The 14,861-nt window shown below is 77.4% G+C and carries 15 protein-coding genes; 6 read left to right on the top strand and 9 right to left on the bottom strand.

Annotated elements, in window-relative coordinates; all coding sequences use genetic code 11:
- Positions 1–8 precede the first annotated feature (8 nt).
- A complete protein-coding gene (locus ACFOYX_RS05400) occupies positions 9–1,526 on the bottom strand; it encodes a transcriptional regulator (RefSeq protein ID WP_322442006.1) in 1,518 nt (505 codons plus the stop codon).
- Positions 1,527–1,761: 235 nt separating this feature from the next.
- Here ACFOYX_RS05400 and metF point away from each other — a divergent pair, with 235 nt between their 5' ends.
- Positions 1,762–2,679 carry a methylenetetrahydrofolate reductase [NAD(P)H] gene (gene metF / locus ACFOYX_RS05395; protein ID WP_322442005.1) on the top strand — a complete coding sequence of 306 codons (918 nt, stop codon included), beginning with the start codon at positions 1,762–1,764 and terminating at the stop codon, positions 2,677–2,679.
- Between the two features lie 48 nt (positions 2,680–2,727).
- The gene (locus tag ACFOYX_RS05390; protein WP_322442004.1) at positions 2,728–3,414 is read left to right on the top strand and encodes a CDP-alcohol phosphatidyltransferase family protein; all 687 of its coding nucleotides are present in this window, start codon (positions 2,728–2,730) and stop codon (positions 3,412–3,414) included.
- Between the two features lie 13 nt (positions 3,415–3,427).
- Here the strand turns inward: ACFOYX_RS05390 and ACFOYX_RS05385 are convergent, their stop codons facing one another.
- The 7 genes from ACFOYX_RS05385 to ACFOYX_RS05355 all read right to left on the bottom strand — a co-directional run bounded on the left by ACFOYX_RS05385 (position 3,428) and on the right by ACFOYX_RS05355 (position 9,477).
- Complete coding sequence (locus ACFOYX_RS05385; RefSeq protein WP_322442003.1) at positions 3,428–4,915, bottom strand: phytoene desaturase family protein; 1,488 nt, start codon at positions 4,913–4,915, stop codon at positions 3,428–3,430.
- A 10-nt stretch (positions 4,916–4,925) separates the two neighbouring features.
- Positions 4,926–6,050, bottom strand: a complete 1,125-nt coding sequence (locus tag ACFOYX_RS05380; RefSeq protein ID WP_322442002.1) for a glycosyltransferase family A protein — start codon at positions 6,048–6,050, stop codon at positions 4,926–4,928.
- Positions 6,047–6,862 (bottom strand): carotenoid biosynthesis protein, encoded by an 816-nt coding sequence (locus ACFOYX_RS05375; protein WP_322442040.1) that lies wholly within the window; start codon positions 6,860–6,862, stop codon positions 6,047–6,049. Before ACFOYX_RS05375 ends, ACFOYX_RS05380 begins: the two co-directional genes overlap by 4 nt.
- Positions 6,862–7,440, bottom strand: a complete 579-nt coding sequence (locus ACFOYX_RS05370) for a GNAT family N-acetyltransferase (protein ID WP_109805852.1) — start codon at positions 7,438–7,440, stop codon at positions 6,862–6,864. The genes ACFOYX_RS05375 and ACFOYX_RS05370 overlap by 1 nt, the downstream gene beginning before the upstream one ends.
- Positions 7,437–8,168, bottom strand: coding sequence for a monooxygenase (locus ACFOYX_RS05365; protein WP_322442001.1), 732 nt, complete (start codon positions 8,166–8,168; stop codon positions 7,437–7,439). Before ACFOYX_RS05365 ends, ACFOYX_RS05370 begins: the two co-directional genes overlap by 4 nt.
- Complete coding sequence (locus ACFOYX_RS05360) at positions 8,165–8,653, bottom strand: YbaK/EbsC family protein (RefSeq protein WP_322442000.1); 489 nt, start codon at positions 8,651–8,653, stop codon at positions 8,165–8,167. Before ACFOYX_RS05360 ends, ACFOYX_RS05365 begins: the two co-directional genes overlap by 4 nt.
- Positions 8,654–8,745: 92 nt before the next feature.
- Complete coding sequence (locus ACFOYX_RS05355; protein WP_322441999.1) at positions 8,746–9,477, bottom strand: TetR/AcrR family transcriptional regulator C-terminal domain-containing protein; 732 nt, start codon at positions 9,475–9,477, stop codon at positions 8,746–8,748.
- A gap of 94 nt (positions 9,478–9,571) precedes the next feature.
- On the opposite strand from ACFOYX_RS05355, the gene ACFOYX_RS05350 reads away from it, so the two are divergent.
- Positions 9,572–10,768 carry an FAD-dependent monooxygenase gene (locus ACFOYX_RS05350; RefSeq protein ID WP_322441998.1) on the top strand — a complete coding sequence of 399 codons (1,197 nt, stop codon included), beginning with the start codon at positions 9,572–9,574 and terminating at the stop codon, positions 10,766–10,768.
- Here the strand turns inward: ACFOYX_RS05350 and ACFOYX_RS05345 are convergent.
- Positions 10,750–11,190: a hypothetical protein gene (locus ACFOYX_RS05345; RefSeq protein WP_322441997.1), complete on the bottom strand. Its 441-nt coding sequence runs from the start codon at positions 11,188–11,190 to the stop codon at positions 10,750–10,752. The genes ACFOYX_RS05350 and ACFOYX_RS05345 overlap by 19 nt on opposite strands.
- Positions 11,191–11,705: 515 nt before the next feature.
- On the opposite strand from ACFOYX_RS05345, the gene ACFOYX_RS05340 reads away from it, so the two are divergent.
- From ACFOYX_RS05340 to ACFOYX_RS05330, 3 genes are all read left to right on the top strand, one after another.
- A complete protein-coding gene (locus ACFOYX_RS05340; protein WP_322441996.1) occupies positions 11,706–12,155 on the top strand; it encodes an SAV_6107 family HEPN domain-containing protein in 450 nt (149 codons plus the stop codon).
- 143 nt (positions 12,156–12,298) lie between these two features.
- The gene (locus tag ACFOYX_RS05335) at positions 12,299–13,084 is read left to right on the top strand and encodes a hypothetical protein (protein WP_322441995.1); all 786 of its coding nucleotides are present in this window, start codon (positions 12,299–12,301) and stop codon (positions 13,082–13,084) included.
- Complete coding sequence (locus ACFOYX_RS05330) at positions 13,081–14,793, top strand: DNA polymerase Y family protein (protein WP_322441994.1); 1,713 nt, start codon at positions 13,081–13,083, stop codon at positions 14,791–14,793. The genes ACFOYX_RS05335 and ACFOYX_RS05330 overlap by 4 nt, the downstream gene beginning before the upstream one ends.
- The last annotated feature ends 68 nt before the right edge of the window (positions 14,794–14,861 follow it).

Below are 14,861 nucleotides of genomic sequence, written 5' to 3'. Positions count from 1 at the left end.
CCACGACGCTAGCCGGTCCCCGCCGGTCGCGTCGTGCCGCCATGTCGGCGCGCCGCGCTGGGCGCCGACCGGGGCGGCCGGGCGCGGGCCGGTCCGGGTGTGGCCGCCGCCCCGACCGGCAGGTACGGCCGGGCCGCCGCGAGGAGCGCGGCGTAACCCCGTACCGCCGGCTCGTCGCGGTACGACGCGAGCCGCCGGCGTACGTCGGTGAGCTGGCCGACGGCCCGGGGCGAGCCCGACCGGACCGCGTCGAGCAGGGCGTCGCCGGCCACCGCGCAGGCCTGCTCCACCTCGCCGAGCTGGAGGTGGCCCCGGGCCAGCCAGGCCCCGTAGACCGCCGCGCGGCGCGGGCGCCCCCGACCGTGCACGGCGGGGCGCAGCAACGCCGCGGCGGGCCCGGGGCGGCCCAGCGCGACGAGGGTGCGCCCGGTCATCGCCGCCAGCTCCGCGTCGTCGAGCCAGTACAGCCAGGGCGGCTCCCGGCCCGGGTCCGGCCCGGCCAGCCGTCCGGCCGCGGTCAGCGCCTGCCGGGCGGCCCGCTGCCGCCCGCCGAGCGCGGCGGCCAGCGCCACCCGGTGCAGCAGCAGGGCCCGCAGCCCCGGCGAGGCGGCGCCGCGCGCCCCGGCGTACCCGGTACGGGCCAGGGCCAGCGCGCCCTCCGGGTCCCCGGCGCCGGCGAGCAGGTGGCTGGCCGACCCGAGCACGTGCCCGGCGAGGGCCGGGTCACCGGCGGCGAGCGCGGCCCGCAGCGCCAGCCGGTAGGCGTCCAGGCCACCGGTCAGGTCGCCCGCGTCGGCGGCGAGCCAGCCGGCGAGCTGGGCCGCCTCGGCCAGGGCCGGCAGCAGCCGGCCGCGCGTTCCCGGGCCGGCGCCGGAGAGCGCCCGGGCCGTCCGGCGGAGTCGGCGGGCCGCGTGAGCGGCCAGGTCCGCCCCGCCGAGGAGGTCGTCCCACCGGCGCAGCTCGGCCATTTCGGCGACGTCCGGCCCGCTCCCGCCCGGGCCGGCGCGCAGGCCCGGCCCGGGCGCCGCCGGGCCCGCCCCTGCCGTCTCCGGCCCCGCCCCTGCCGTCTCCGGCCCCGCCCCCGCCGGATCGGGGCCGACCACGCCGGGCCCGTCGGTCGGTCCGGCAGGGGTGGGGCCGGCCAGCCGGCCGAGCGCCGGGCCGCCGAGCGCGGCGGCGGACGGATCGGCCAGCCAGCGCTGCGCGAGGGCCAGCAGCGCGGCCCGTGACCGGGAGCCGCCCCGGGCGGTCGCCGCCGTGCCGCCGGGGGTACGGCTGCGCGCCGCGGCCTCGGTGAGCAGCTCGCCCGGCACGTCGAGGACGACGGCGAGCCAGCCCAGCCAGAAGTCGCCGGGGAGCCGTAGCTGCCGTTCCCAGCGGCTGACCTCGTGCCGGGTCAGGGTGGGCACGCCGGAGGCGGCGCAGAGCTCGGCGGCGATCCGCTGCTGACTCCAGCGACGGGCCAGCCGCAGCTCGGCCAGGAGCGGCCCGAGCAGGCGCGGGCCGGGCGGCGGGAACGGGGTCATCGGTCCTCCGGTGAACGTCGGCGCCAGTCGGGCGGCGCGGGCACCCGGACCGACTGGACCGGACCCTCCGCGTCGCGGATCGTGCTGACCCCCGCGCGGCCCCCGGGGATCGGCCACCGGCCGACCCCACCGCGCTGATCCGTGTCTACCCCCGGGGTACGACGCTCCCGGCGGCCGCCGTCCGCCCGCTGGGAAGTTCATGGGTGCCTCGAGTGCCGACCGCTAGAGTCGGTACGTGGCGCTCGGTCTCCCCTCGGTCCTCCCGAATCCCCAGCCGGCGATCGGGGAGCTGATCCGTGTCGGCCAGCCGACCTTCTCCTTCGAGTTCTTCCCGCCCAAGACGGAGCAGGGGGAGCGGCTGCTCTGGCAGGCGATCCGCGAGCTGGAGTCGTTGCGCCCCTCGTTCGTCTCGATCACCTACGGCGCCGGCGGGTCGACCCGGGACACCACGGTCGCGGTGACCGAGCGGATCGCCACCGAGACCACCCTGCTGCCGATGGCGCACCTGACCGCGGTCAACCATTCCGTCGCCGAGTTGCGGCATGTCATCGGCCGGTTGGCCGGTGTCGGGGTGCGCAACGTGCTCGCCGTGCGGGGCGACCCGCCCGGCAACCCGGGCGGCGAGTGGGTGCCCCACCCGCAGGGCGTGCGGTACGCCGAGGACCTGGTCCGGCTGGTCCGCGACGCCGGTGACTTCAGCGTCGGCGTGGCCGCCTTCCCGTACAAGCATCCGCGCTCACCCGACGTGGCCAGCGACACCGCGCACTTCGTGCGTAAGTGCCGGGCGGGGGCGGCGTTCGCCGTCACCCAGATGTTCTTCGAAGCCGACGACTACCTGCGGCTGCGGGACCGGGTCGCCGTGGCCGGCTGCGACACCCCGATCCTGGCCGGGGTGATGCCGGTGACCCAGATCGGCACCATCGAGCGGTCGGTGCAGCTCTCCGGTGCGCCGTTCCCGCCCGCGCTGGCGGAGCGGTTCGAGCGGGTCGCCGACGACCCGGAGGCGGTCCGCCGGCTCGGCATCGAGCAGGCCAGCGAGATGTGCGCGAAGCTGCTCGACGAGGGCGTGCCGGGGATCCACTTCATCACCCTCAACCGGTCCACCGCCACCCGGGAGGTCTGGCAGCACCTCCGGGCCGGCGCGCGGGTGTGAGCACCCGTCCGCCGACACCGGCAGGGTGCTTTTACGGTTGATCCCGGGGTGGGCACACAGCTGAACTGGGACCAGTACGCGACGGCGTGGGCGCGGCTGCACGGCGGGTTCGACCCGCGGGTGGCGGCGCCGGTGGTCCGCGCCTGGCTGCGCTTCGCCTACCACGTCGGGTACGTGCTGGGCCGGCTGCGGGTCGGCCCGACCCCGGTCACGGTGGTCGGCGTGCTGCTCTGCTTCTGCGTGCCGCTGTTGGTCGGGCGGTCGGGGGACGGGCCGCTGCTCGGGGCGCTGTTCGTGCTGCTCGCCGCGGTGGCGGACAGCGTCGACGGCGCGGTGGCGGTGGCGACCAGCCGGACCACGCGGCTCGGCTACGTCTACGACTCGGTCGCCGACCGGCTGGGCGAGGCCGCCTGGCTGACCGCGTTCTGGCTGATCGGCGCGCCGGGCGCGCTGGTCGCCGCCGCCGGCGGCCTCTCCTGGCTGCACGAGTACGTCCGGGCCCGGGCGGTCTCCGCCGGCATGCGGGAGATCGGCGCGGTGACGGTGGGGGAGCGCCCCACCCGGGTCTGCGTGGCCCTGGTCGGGCTGCTGGTCTCCGGGCTGACCGGGTTGATCGACGTGGATCTCATCGCCGGCACGATCACGATGGCCACCACGGTGTGGGTGCTGCTGGCCGGCTTCGGCCTGGGGCAGCTGCTCTCCGCCGTCCGCCGCGCCCTGATCGACGCCGACTGACCGGCCCACCCGGCTACCAGGCCGGGCCGATCTCCTCGGCGACGATCTGGGCGGACATGGTGACCATGGGCAGGCCGCCGCCGGGGTGGCTGGAGCCGCCGACCAGCCAGAGCCCGTGCGCCGGACCCCGGTTGGCCGGGCGGAGCAGCCCGCCCGCGGTGCCGTAGATCGTCCCGCCCGGCGCGCCGGTCGCCTCGTCCAGGTCGCCCGGGGTGCGGATCTCCCGGAACACCAGCCGGTCCCGTACGTCCACGCCCCGCTCGGCGAGCACGTCGAGGATCCGGTCGGCGTACGCCTCGGCGAGCCCCGGGCGTCGCCAGTCGACCGCGCCCGGGGCGGTGCCGTGCCGGGCGGCGTTGACCAGCACGAACCACGCCTCGTGCCCGTCCGGGCGGACCATCGGGTCGTCGGCGACGGTGACGAAGACCGTCGGGTCGACCGCCGGCCGGGCCCGGATCCCGCGCCCCGGGTCGCCGAAGACCGCGTCGAACTCGGCGTCGTGGTCGCGGGGGAAGAAGACGGTGTGGTGAGCCAGCCCGGAGTCGCCGCGTACCCCGAGCAGCAGCACGAAGCCGGCCAGGCTGCGGTCGGTCAGCCCGGCCAGCCGGCGGGGGCTGGGCAGCAGGTCCCGGTAGACGGTGAGCGCGTCGACGTTGGCCACCACCACGTCGGCGGGGACGGGCGCGGCGACGCCGGCGAGGCGTACGCCGTGGACCCGGCCGCCCGCGGCGTCGATCCGGGTGACCGTGGCGCCGGTCTGCACCACCACGCCGAGGTCCAGGCAGCGGGAGAGCAGCGCGTCCGCGAGGGTGCCCAGCCCGCCCCGCAGGTACCAGCCGCCGAAGGTCAGCTCGGCGTAGGGGACGGCGACCAGGGCGGCCGGGGCCCGGCGCGGGTCGGCGCCGGTGTAGGTGGCGTACCGGTCGAGCAGCATCCGCAGCCGGGGGTCGGACAGGTGCTTGCGGCCCAGTCCGCGCAGGGTGCGGCCGGGCCCGATGGCGGCCAGGTCGCCCAGCCGCCAGGCCAGCGCGGCCAGGTCGCGGGGGGAGTCGATGGCGCGGCGCAGGACGTCCCGGTGCGACGCCTCCCAGACCCGGGCGGCGCGTCGCCAGAGTCGCTGCCAGTCGGCGGCGGCCCGGTCGCCGAGGGCCGCGCCGATCCGGGCGGCGAATTGGGCCGGGTCGGCGCAGGAGTCCAGGGTGGGCCCGTCACCGGGGAAGACGTGCCGGACGATCGGGTCCAGCGGCGTCAGGTCGAGGTATTCGTCGAGCTTGGCCCCGGTCGCCTCGAACAGATCATGGAAGACCTGGGGCAGGGTGAGCAGGCTCGGCCCGGTGTCGAAGTGGAACGACCCGGCCGGGGTGTCGTGGGCGTACCGGCCGAGCTTGCCGCCGACGGTGTCGGCCCGCTCGAAGACGGTGACCTCGTGCCCGGTGACGGCCAGCCGGGCGGCGGTGGCCAGCCCACCGACGCCGGCGCCGATGACCACGATCCGCGCCATGCCGTGCCTCCTAGCTGACCGGGCGGCCCCGCCAGGTCAGCCGCCGCCGCTTCCGCAGATGGTACGACCGCAGGGTCAGCCAACCGAGGACCACGACCGACACGGGGTGTGCCAGCGCGTCGGGCCAGGCCCGCCCGCCGGTGGCCCGGGCGCTGACCACCCGCCCGGCGACGCCCAGCAGGTATGCGATGAGCGCAACCATTGACACCAGTGGCGCCGTCGGGGCGAGCCCGACCGCGACCAGCGGGGGAGCCGTGTAGAGCAGGAGCAGCACGGTCACCACCGCGGCCGCCGCGACGGGGTGGCCGAAGGCGGCCCAGAGCGACTTGGTGTAGCCGTCGCGCAGCTGCGGCCAGCTCTCGTACATCCGGCAGGCGGCCAGCTCCGCGCCGTCGGCGAGGGCGATCCGACCGCCGGAACGCTTCACCGCCCGGGCCAGCTCGATGTCCTCCAGGACCTTGTCGGCGACCGCCGCGTGCCCGCCGGCCCGCAGGTAGCCGGCCCGGTCGACGACCAGGAACTGCCCGCCGGCCGCCGCCAGGGACGGCCGCGGCGAGCGTTCCATCGCCCGCAGCGGCAGGAAGGTCAGCCACAGCCACTGCAGCAGCGGCTGCACCAGCCGGTCGGCCACGCCGCGGACCAGGATCCGGGGGTACGGCGACAGCAGCGCCGCCCGGGCCGCCCGCAGTTCGGTCACCGCCGCCGCCACGGCGTACGGGGTGAGCACCACGTCGGCGTCGACGAAGGCCAGCACGGTGGCGCCCGGATCGGTGCGGGTGGCGAGCTGCCAGCAGGCGTGCGGCTTGCCCAGCCAGCCCGGCGGCGGGGCGACCCCGGTGAGCAGGGTGAGTCGCGGGTCGTCGCCGGCCACCGCGCGCACCACGTCGGCCGTGCCGTCGGTGGACCCGTCGTCGAGCACCACGATCCGCAGCCCGGGCACGCCCCGCTGGGCCAGCAGCGCGCGCAGGCACGGTTCCACCCGGTCGGCCTCGTCGCGCAGCGGCAGCAGCACCGCCACCGGTTCGGTCACCTCGACCGGACCGGCGTCGGGGCGGCGCAGCCAGCGGGTGGCGTTGACCCAGGTGTGCGCGGTGAGCGCGGCGACCGCGACGACGAGCGCGAGGACGGCGGTCATGCCGGCGCGTCGACACCGGGGCGCGGCGCCGGATGCCGCTCCCGCCGCTCGGCGCCGACGCGCCGGGCGCGCAGCAGCGTCACCGCCAGGGGCGCCGCGGTCACCGCCATGCCGGCCGCGCCCCAGGCCGCCGAGGCGGGCAGCCGCAGGAAGACCGCGTGCGCCAGCACGCTGGAGAAGTACGTCCACAGGTAGAGCCCGAACATCGGCGCGTCCCGCCCGTCCACGCGATCGGCGGCGGCCCCGGCGAGGGGGCGCAGCGCGCAGGTCAGCAGCACCGCGAAGAGCAGCCAGCCGAGGTAGTTGCTGACCGGGATGCCGGGCAGCCCGGGCAGCGCCGGGGTGGCGTCCCGCCAGACCCAGTACCCCTCGGCGACCAGCTGCGGGTCGAGGAAGAGGTCCCAGGCGGCCAGCCCGACCGCGGCCAGCCCGATCCGCCCGGGTCGGGACGAGGTGAGCCGGACCGCGGCCAGCCAGGCCGGCCAGGCCATCCAGGTCCAGGCGAGCGGGATGATCAGCGGCACCCCGGCCAGCTTCGGTCCCAGCTCCCCCGAGTAGTCGTAGCTGCCGAACGGGACGCCGGTGGCCACCCCGACCGCCTCGATCGCGAACCCGCCGCCGGTGGCCACCGCGACCAGCGCCCCCGCCGTCCGCGCACCCCGGCTGAGCAGCGCGTGGCCGACCGAGAGCAGGTAGCCGAGCACGACGGTGGCCACGGTCAGCGCGGCCCGGGTGGCGCCGCCGGTGAGCGGGTAGCAGATCTGGGCGAGGACCAGGACGGTCAGCAGCGCCCAGGGCAACCCCCGCCGGATCACGGCGCGGCCGGGCCGGGCGCGGCGTCGGGGCCCGGCGTGGGCAGCGGCAGGTCCCGGCCGAGCACGCCGAACGGCCGCTCGTCGCCGGGGAAGTGGAAGTGGCGCAGGATGTCGACGAAGCCGAACCGGCGGTACAGCCGCCACGCCCGGGACTTCTGCTCGTCGGCCTCCGGCGTGGAGAGCAGGGTGGTCGTCCCCTCCGCCATGCTGAGCAGGGCGCGCAGCTGGCCGGCGCCCAGGCCGTGCCCCTGCGCGGGCGGCCGGACGTGCAGCTCCACCACCTCGAAGCAGTGGGTCAGCCACCGGCGCCGGGCGTCGGCGTCCAGCGCCCGGTGCACCTGGTCGTGCCACCACTGGCCGGCGGCGCCGAGGTAGCCGTACCCGAAGCCGGCCAGGTGGCCCTCGGTGGTCAGGCTGGCGACGGCCCGGAAGCCGGGGCGGCGGACGTGGGTGGCGATGTAGCCGCGGCGGGCCTCCAGCAGGTCGGCGCGGTAGCCCATCGCCTCGCCGTAGACGGCCACCACGTCGTCCAGCCGCCGGACCAGATCGTCCGGCGTCCACCGCACCAACCTCATGCGTGTCCTCTCGCCTTTTCCGGGCCGCCCTCGGCGACCCACCCGAGCACCGTCCGGTCGCCGATCACGTCGCGCACCGCGAACCGCGCGAAGAGTTCCTCCGCGTACCAGCCCTCCGTGGGGGTGCGCGTGATCGCGGCGCGGTGCTCCGGGTGACGGTACGCGAACGCCACCAGCTCCGCCGGATCACGCCACACGCTCACCGTGCCCTGCCAGCCCAGCGGGGCCTCGCCGACGCCGAACCGGGCGAGCAGCCCGGGCGCGGCGTGCAGGGCGGCGGCGACCGGGGGGATCGCCCGCCAGAAGGTGACCGCCCGGCGGGTCCGCAGCCGGGCCCGGGTCAGCGCCAGCACCGGCCCGTCGACCCGGCCGCCCGGCGGGTCGCCGAAGGGGCGGACGCCGGACCACTCACCACGGCTGGTCAGCGGGCGCAGCTCGAGGCGGGCCGAGCCGCGGGCGATCCGGGCCCACGAGCGGCCCACCGGCGAGTCGTCGAAGCCGGCCGCCGCGGCGGGGGAGTCCCAGACCACCAGTGCGGCCCACCGGGTCAGGTCGGCGTCGCCGGGACCGAAACCGGTGCCGGTCCCGGTGCCGAGCAGCTTGCCGAACCGTACGCCGGGGGTGCGGCGCAGCCGGCGCCGGTGCAGCGCCATCCGGGCCAGCGCCCGGGGCACGGCGGCCCGGGGGATCCGCCACACGTGCAGCGTGACCAGTTCGGGAGTGCTCACGCCACCTCGGTCGGCGTCCCGGCGGTGATCCGCAGCAGCTCCGCGTACGTGGTGGGGAAGACCGCCCGGGGCACTCCGCCGGCCGCCCACACCTCGTCGTAGCCGGCAAGGTCGGTGTCGACGAGGGTGCGCAGCGGTCGCGGGTGGCCGACCGGGGCGACGCCGCCGATGACCTGACCGGTGTGCTCCTTGACGAACTCGGGGGTGGCCCGGCGCAGCCGGGTGACCCCGATGGACGCGGCCAGGCCGGCGGTGTCCACCCGGTGCGCGCCGGAGGTGAGCACCAGCAGGGGCGCGTCGTCCGCGTCGAAGATCAGCGAGTTGGCGATGGCGCCCACGCCGACGCCGAGCGCCTCGGCCGCCGCCGCGGCGGTGTGCACCGCCTCGGGCAGCAGGCGGACCTGGCTGGCGCCGCCGGATCCGTCCCGCGCGCCCGCCGCGTCGAGCGCCCGCTGCACCGTCTGCACGTTCGGGTGTGGCTGCATGCGGTCATTCTTCCCGGTCCACCACCTCCCGCTTCACCCGGCCACGCCGCCTGTCCCACTCCCGAGGCAGGGCGGGAGGGGAGGGGGCGGGGTCAGGGGTGGCGGGTTTCGATCAGGAGGTCGACGCCGTCGAGGATGCGGGCCAGGCCGAAGTCGAGGGCCTGGTCCTGGGCGGCGTGCGCGGCCGCCGACTCCACCGCGGCGACCAGCGCCGGGAAGCGCTCCTCCCGGCCGCGGAGCAGGTCCGCCAGGCCGGATTCCAGCGCCTGCTCCGGCGTGCCGGTGTCCAGCGCCGAGACCTGCTGGGCCAGGTTGCGGGCGTGCCCGAGCAGGAGCACCGCGACGTCCAGCATCTCGCCGCCGTTCAGCCCGGTGCCGGTGAGGGCGGCGAGGGCCCGCTCCAGCCAGCCGAGCTCGTTCGGGCCCATGACGCGCGCGCCGACGGTGGCCGTCAGGGCCCAGGGATGCCGCCGGAAGCGGTCGAACAGCTGCCGGGCCCAGTCGTCGAGCTGGTCGCGCCAGCCGGCGCCCGCCGGCGCCGCGGGGGGTTCGCCCACCGCCGTCTCGATCATGAGGGCGACCAGTTCGGCCTTGCCGGGGACGTACCGGTACAGCGCCATCTTGGTCACGTCCAGCGACTCGGCGACCCGCTGCATGGTCAGGCCGTCGAGCCCGTCGGCGTCGGCGATGGCGATGCCGGCCCGGGCGATCGCCGGCAGGGTCAGCGTGGGCCGGGGCCCACGTCGCGGCGGGCTCGGCGTCCCCCACAGCAACTCGTAGAGCTTCCGCTTGTCCGCCGTGCCACCGGCACCCGCCCGGTCCATGGGCCTCCCTCGATCGGTCTTGTCCGGAACCGAAACTGTGTCTACGATACTCTGTATCCGACGGACACAGTTTAGCTTGTTACGGGGGAAGCCGATGTCTCACACCCTTCCGCTGCGCGGCCGGCGCGTCCTGGTCTCCGGGGCCGGGGTCGCCGGGCCGGCGCTGGCCTGGTGGCTGGCCCGCTACGGCGCCGAGGTCACCGTGGTCGAGCTGGCCCCGGCGCTGCGCACCAGCGGCTTCGCGGTCGACTTCCGCGGCCCCACCCACCTCGGCGTGCTGGCCGCCATGGGGGTGCTCGACGAGCTGCGCGCCGGGCAGACCCACGCCGGGGCGATCAGCTGCGTGGACGAGCACGACCGGGAGATCTTCCGGCTGCCGGCCGAGTTCGCCGGGGGCGACCTGGAGGTCTACCGCCGGGACCTCTCCCGGATCCTGTACGAGCACGGCGCCGACCGGGTGGAGTACCTGTTCGGGGACGTGATCACCGGCCTCGTCGAGACCGCCGACGGGGTACGCGTCGACTTCGCCCGCGCCGCGTCGCGCACCGTCGACCTGGTGGTCGGCGCGGACGGGCTGCACTCGGGCGTACGGCGGCTCGTCCTCGGCCCCGAGTCGGCGTACGTCCGGCACCTCGGCTACCACCTGGCCGGCTGGGACCTGCCCAACGAGCTGGGGGTGGACACCGTCTCCCGGCAGTACAACGTCCCCGGGCGGATGGCCGGCGTCGCCGCTGACCAGCGCGACCCGGCCCGGGCCGGCGCCCTCGTCGTCTTCGCCGCACCCCGGCTCGACTTCGACTGGCGCGACCTCGACCAGCAGAAGAAGCTCGTCGCGGACGCCTTCGCCGGGCTGGGTTGGCACGTGCCGCACCTGCTGGCCCACCTGCGGGACGCGCCGGAGCTGTACTTCGACTCGATCAGCCGGGTGAGCGTGCCCCGCTGGCACACCGGCCGGACGGTGCTGCTCGGCGACGCGGCCTGGGGCGTGACGCTCGGCGGGATGGGCGTCGGCACCGGCGTGGTCGGCGCGTACGTGCTGGCCGGCGAGCTGGCCCTGGCCGGCGGCGACCACCGGGTCGCCTTCCCCGCGTACGAGAGCCGGCTGCGCGGCTACGCGATGCGCTGGCAGCGGGGCGCCAGCCCGGGCCGGTTCCTCGCCCCCGCCACCGGGTGGGGGCTGGGGCTGCGCAACCGGCTGCTGGCCACCGGGCCGGTCCAGTCGATGCTCCTCCGCGGCACCGGTTCGCTGGCCACCGATCTCGACCTGCCCGACTATCCGGCGCGGGTCTGAGCCGCCGGTCGGGTTCCGGGCCAGTTCGGGGTGGCCCGGAGCCGACCGGCGGCGTCCACCAGCAGGCCGGCGTACCCGTCGAGGGTGGCCAGCCAGTCGAGCGCGTCCGCGCCGCGGGCGACGGCCGCGGTCGCGTACACGTCGGCCCAGAGCAGGTCGGGGCCGACCACGGTGACCCGGGCCATCAGCACCACCTGGATGAGCATCAGGTCGGCGCTGAGCAGGCCGGTGAGCCGGCCGAGCGAGGTGAGGCCGGTGGCGAGGCCGCCGAGCAGCTCCTGCACCCCCCGGTCCGCGGTCCAGAGTGCGGTGACGACCAGCAGGCTGAGCACGGCGGCGCTGCCGGCGACGTCGGCCCACCAGCCGGGGACCGCCGGGAGGGCGCGACGCGTGGCTCGCCGGTCGGCGACGGCGGCGGTCACCGGACGATCCTTTCGGTACGGCTTACGACGGTCATGGGGTCAACCCTGCGATGACCACGTCCGCGCCGCCTTTGCCGTCACTGTGCGCGGCCTGAGAATCCGACCCGGCCTCGCGAGCCCCGGCGCGTCACACGTTGCATTTTCGTCGGAGGGGGGGTGTACTGTCAGGGCAGTTAGAACGAGTGTTCGATTCAGTCGTACGCCCGTTCCAACGCCCGGGAGAGGTGTTTCGCGGCGCCGGATCCCGGCAGGTGCGGTTCCGCGGACCGCACCGGGTTCCGGGCAGTCGCGAGTCCGGTCCCGTCAGGCAGGATCGTCGCCCGCCGCCCACGACCCCCGGGCGGCGGGCGACGGACCCGCCGGTACTACCGGCCGGGTGTGGTGTGGGGAAGCGTCACACCCGGCCGGCCCCCACCACGGTGCGTCTTCCTCCGCACCACCCGCTCCGGGCGCCCCGCTCGGCGGATCCGATCCGTCACGCGATGCGCCCGCCCCGGTCACGCGGAGGAGACACCATGCCGACCAGTCCGGCTCAGGCACCGACGGTGCCGGCGCACGTGCTGCCGCACCGCACCCCGGCCCAACTGCTCGCGGTGGCCCGCCACGGGCTGGCCGAGGCCGCCCGGACCCGTCCCGACGGTCTCCGGTACGCCGCCGCCCACCTCGCGGCGCTGCGCGCCGCCGCCGCCCTGCTCGCCGCCCGGGCCCGTCCCGCGCCCACCCGCCGCAACCGGATCACCAGCGTCTGGGTCCTGCTCTCCGGCGTCGCCCCCGAGCTCGACGAGTGGGCCCGCTACTTCGCCGCCGGCGCCGGCAAGCGGGCCGCCGCCGAGGCCGGCATCCCCCGGGTGGTCACCGCCCGGGAGGCCGACGACCTGCTCCGCGCCGCCGAGCAGTTCGTGACGGTGGTGGAGACCGCGCTCGGCGTGGCGCACCAACCGGCGCTCGACGGGCTAGCCGCCTGACCCGGCGCGTCCGGCCCGGCGGTGGGAAGCCCGCCGGCCGGGCGCGCCACCGGTCCGACGACGCCCGTCGGACCTCTCTGATCCAGCGACACGGCACAGCACGGGGAGCCGTCCCCGTGGCGACACGACGGGGGGTTGGTCCGATGGCGGGCCGCATGGTGGTCGGTTCCGCCGCACTGGCCGATCTGGTGCGTCCGGCGAGCGCACCCGACCCGGCCGGCGGCCACCGGGTGCTGCCGGTCCGGCCGGAGCTGACCGGGCTGCTGCCCAATCGCGGGCTGCGCCGCGGCAGCACCATCGCCATCGGCGCCGGGCAGCCCCGGCGCAGCGGTGCCACGTCACTGATCCTGGCGCTGCTCGCCGAGGCGTCCCGGGCCGGCTCGTGGTGCGCCGTGGTCGGGGTCCCCACCTTCGGGGCCGGCGCGGCGGCCGAGGCCGGGATCGCCCTGGACCGGCTGGCCCTGGTGCCGAACCCGGGACCGGAGTGGCCCACCGTCATCGCCGCGCTCATCGACGGGGTGGACGTGGTGGTCACCGCCGTGCCCGCCACGGTCTCCGCCTCGGTCGCCAACCGGTTGGCCGCCCGCGCCCGGCAGCGCGGCAGCGTGCTCGTCCCGTTCGGCCGCTGGGACGGCGCGGACGTCACGTTGCAGGTGGTCCGGGGCGTCTGGGAGGGGCTCGGGCCGGGCCGGGGGCGGCTGCGGCGCCGGGAGGTGACCGTCTCGGCACGCGGGCGCGGGGCGGCCGCCCGCCCGAAGGAGATCAAGGTCTGGCTGCCCGGCGACGAGCTGACCCGGGTGATCCCCCGCGCGACCGGATCGGGCCGCCCGGCCGCAGCCCCGTCCCGCCCCGCGGTCGCCCGCCCGGCCGTCGCCGCCCTCGCCGGCTCGTCCCGCCGCGGCGCGCTCACCCTGGTCGGTCCGGCATGACCGCCGCGCCGGTGCGGACGCTGCTGCTCTGGTGCCCGGACTGGCCGGTCCTCGCCGCGGAGATCGTCGACGGGGTGCCCGCCACCGACCCGGTCGCGGTGCTGCACGCCAACCGGGTGGTCGCCTGCTCAGAGCGGGCCCGCGCCGAGGGGGTGCGCCGCGGGCTGCGCAGGCGCGAGGCGCAGGCGCGCTGCCCGCAGCTCACCGTCGTCGAGTACGACCCCGACCGGGACGTCCGAGCGTTCGAGCCGGTGGTCGCCGCCGTCGAGGAGGTGGCCGCCGGTGTCGAGGTGGTCCGTCCCGGGGCCTGCGCGCTGGCGGCCCGGGGTCCGAGCCGTTATCTCGGCGGTGAGGAGGCGGCGGCCGAGCGGATCGTCGAGCACGTCGCCCAGTCCTGCGCGGTGGAGAGCCAGGTCGGCATCGCCGACGGGGTCTTCGCCGCCGGGCTGGCCGCCCGGGACGGGCGGATCGTGCCGCCCGGCGGGACGCCGGAGTTCCTGGCCGACCTGCCGGTCGAGGCGCTCGGCCGGCCCGCCCTGGCCGACCTGCTGCGCCGGCTGGGGGTGCGTACCCTCGGGGGCTTCGCCGCGCTGCCCGCCGGCGACGTGCTGGCCCGGTTCGGCTTCGACGGGGCGCTGGTCCACCGGCTCGCCGCCGGACAGGACCACCGGCCGCTCGCCGTCCGGCAGCCCCCGGCCGACCTGACCGTCACTGCCGACCACGACGAGCCCATCGACCGGGTCGACGCCGCGGCGTTCGCCGCCCGGATGCTGGCCGAGCAACTGCACGAGCGGCTCGCCGCGTACGGGCTGGCCTGCACCCGGCTCGGCATCGAGGCGGTCACCGCGCACGGTCAGGAGCTGCACCGGGTCTGGCGGCACGACGGCCTGCTGACCGCCGCGGCCATCGCCGACCGGGTGCGCTGGCAGTTGGACGGCTGGCTCTCCGGCAGCACCGGCCGGGGCGGTGCCCGCCCGACCCGGCCGACCGCCGGGATCATCCGGCTGCGGCTGGTGCCGGACGGGGTGCTCGCCCAGGCCGGCCTGCAATCCGGGTTGTGGGGGGAGACCGGCGAGGAGCGGGAGCGGGCGCACCGCGCGTTGAGCCGGGTGCAGGGCATCCTCGGCCCCGAGGCGGTGGTCACCGCCGTGCTCGGCGGTGGCCGGTCCCCCGCCGACCAGGTGCAGCTCGTGCCGTGGGGCGACGAACGGCTCCCGGCCCGCCCCGGCCCGCCACCGCTGCCGCAGGCGCCGGCCGGGCCGGACGGGGCCCCGGGACCGGCCCGGCCGGGTGAGCCGGCTCGCCCCGGCCAGTCGGCGGGCTCGGGCGCGGTGCGGCGGGATGGGACGGCGCGGTCGGGTGGGTCGGCGCGGTCCGGCCCGCCGCCCTGGCCCGGGCGGCTTCCGCCACCCGCGCCGGCCGTGGTGCTGCCCACCCCGCTCGCCGCGGCCGTGCACGACGCCGCCGGTGAGCCGGTCGTGGTCAGCGCCCGGCTCCAGGTGAGCGCCGCGCCGGCCCGGCTGGCCGTCGGTACCGCCCGCCCGGCGGAGATCGTCGGCTGGGCCGGTCCGTGGCCGGTGGACGAGCGCTGGTGGGCGCCGGCCGAGGCGCGGCGGCGGGCCCGGTTCCAGGTCTGCCTCGCCGACGGCGCCGCCCTGCTGCTGGCGGTCGAGGCCGGCCAGTGGCTGGTGGAGGCGATCTATGACTGAGCGGGCCTGCTCCCGGCGAGCGGGTCGGTGGTCCGCGCCGTGCCTGCGGGCCGGCGTGCGCGTTCCGG

Origin of the sequence: Micromonospora sp. GCM10011541 (assembly GCF_042650725.1) — a bacterium.
GTDB lineage: Bacteria > Actinomycetota > Actinomycetes > Mycobacteriales > Micromonosporaceae > Micromonospora > Micromonospora sicca.
Note: the sequence above shows the minus strand (reverse complement) of the source record. Positions and strands in the feature narration are given on the sequence as shown.

Excerpts from the sequence above, each read along its gene's own strand:
- ACFOYX_RS05335 (WP_322441995.1), top strand. The coding sequence starts at position 12,299 with ATGGCGGGCCGCATGGTGGTCGGTTCCGCCGCACTGGCCGATCTGGTG.
- ACFOYX_RS05350 (WP_322441998.1), top strand. The coding sequence starts at position 9,572 with ATGTCTCACACCCTTCCGCTGCGCGGCCGGCGCGTCCTGGTCTCCGGG.
- ACFOYX_RS05355 (WP_322441999.1), bottom strand. The coding sequence starts at position 9,477 with ATGGACCGGGCGGGTGCCGGTGGCACGGCGGACAAGCGGAAGCTCTAC.
- ACFOYX_RS05370 (WP_109805852.1), bottom strand. The coding sequence starts at position 7,440 with ATGAGGTTGGTGCGGTGGACGCCGGACGATCTGGTCCGGCGGCTGGAC.
- ACFOYX_RS05380 (WP_322442002.1), bottom strand. The coding sequence starts at position 6,050 with ATGACCGCCGTCCTCGCGCTCGTCGTCGCGGTCGCCGCGCTCACCGCG.
- ACFOYX_RS05400 (WP_322442006.1), bottom strand. The coding sequence starts at position 1,526 with ATGACCCCGTTCCCGCCGCCCGGCCCGCGCCTGCTCGGGCCGCTCCTG.
- ACFOYX_RS05360 (WP_322442000.1), bottom strand. The coding sequence starts at position 8,653 with ATGCAGCCACACCCGAACGTGCAGACGGTGCAGCGGGCGCTCGACGCG.
- ACFOYX_RS05330 (WP_322441994.1), top strand. The coding sequence starts at position 13,081 with ATGACCGCCGCGCCGGTGCGGACGCTGCTGCTCTGGTGCCCGGACTGG.
- ACFOYX_RS05385 (WP_322442003.1), bottom strand. The coding sequence starts at position 4,915 with ATGGCGCGGATCGTGGTCATCGGCGCCGGCGTCGGTGGGCTGGCCACC.
- ACFOYX_RS05340 (WP_322441996.1), top strand. The coding sequence starts at position 11,706 with ATGCCGACCAGTCCGGCTCAGGCACCGACGGTGCCGGCGCACGTGCTG.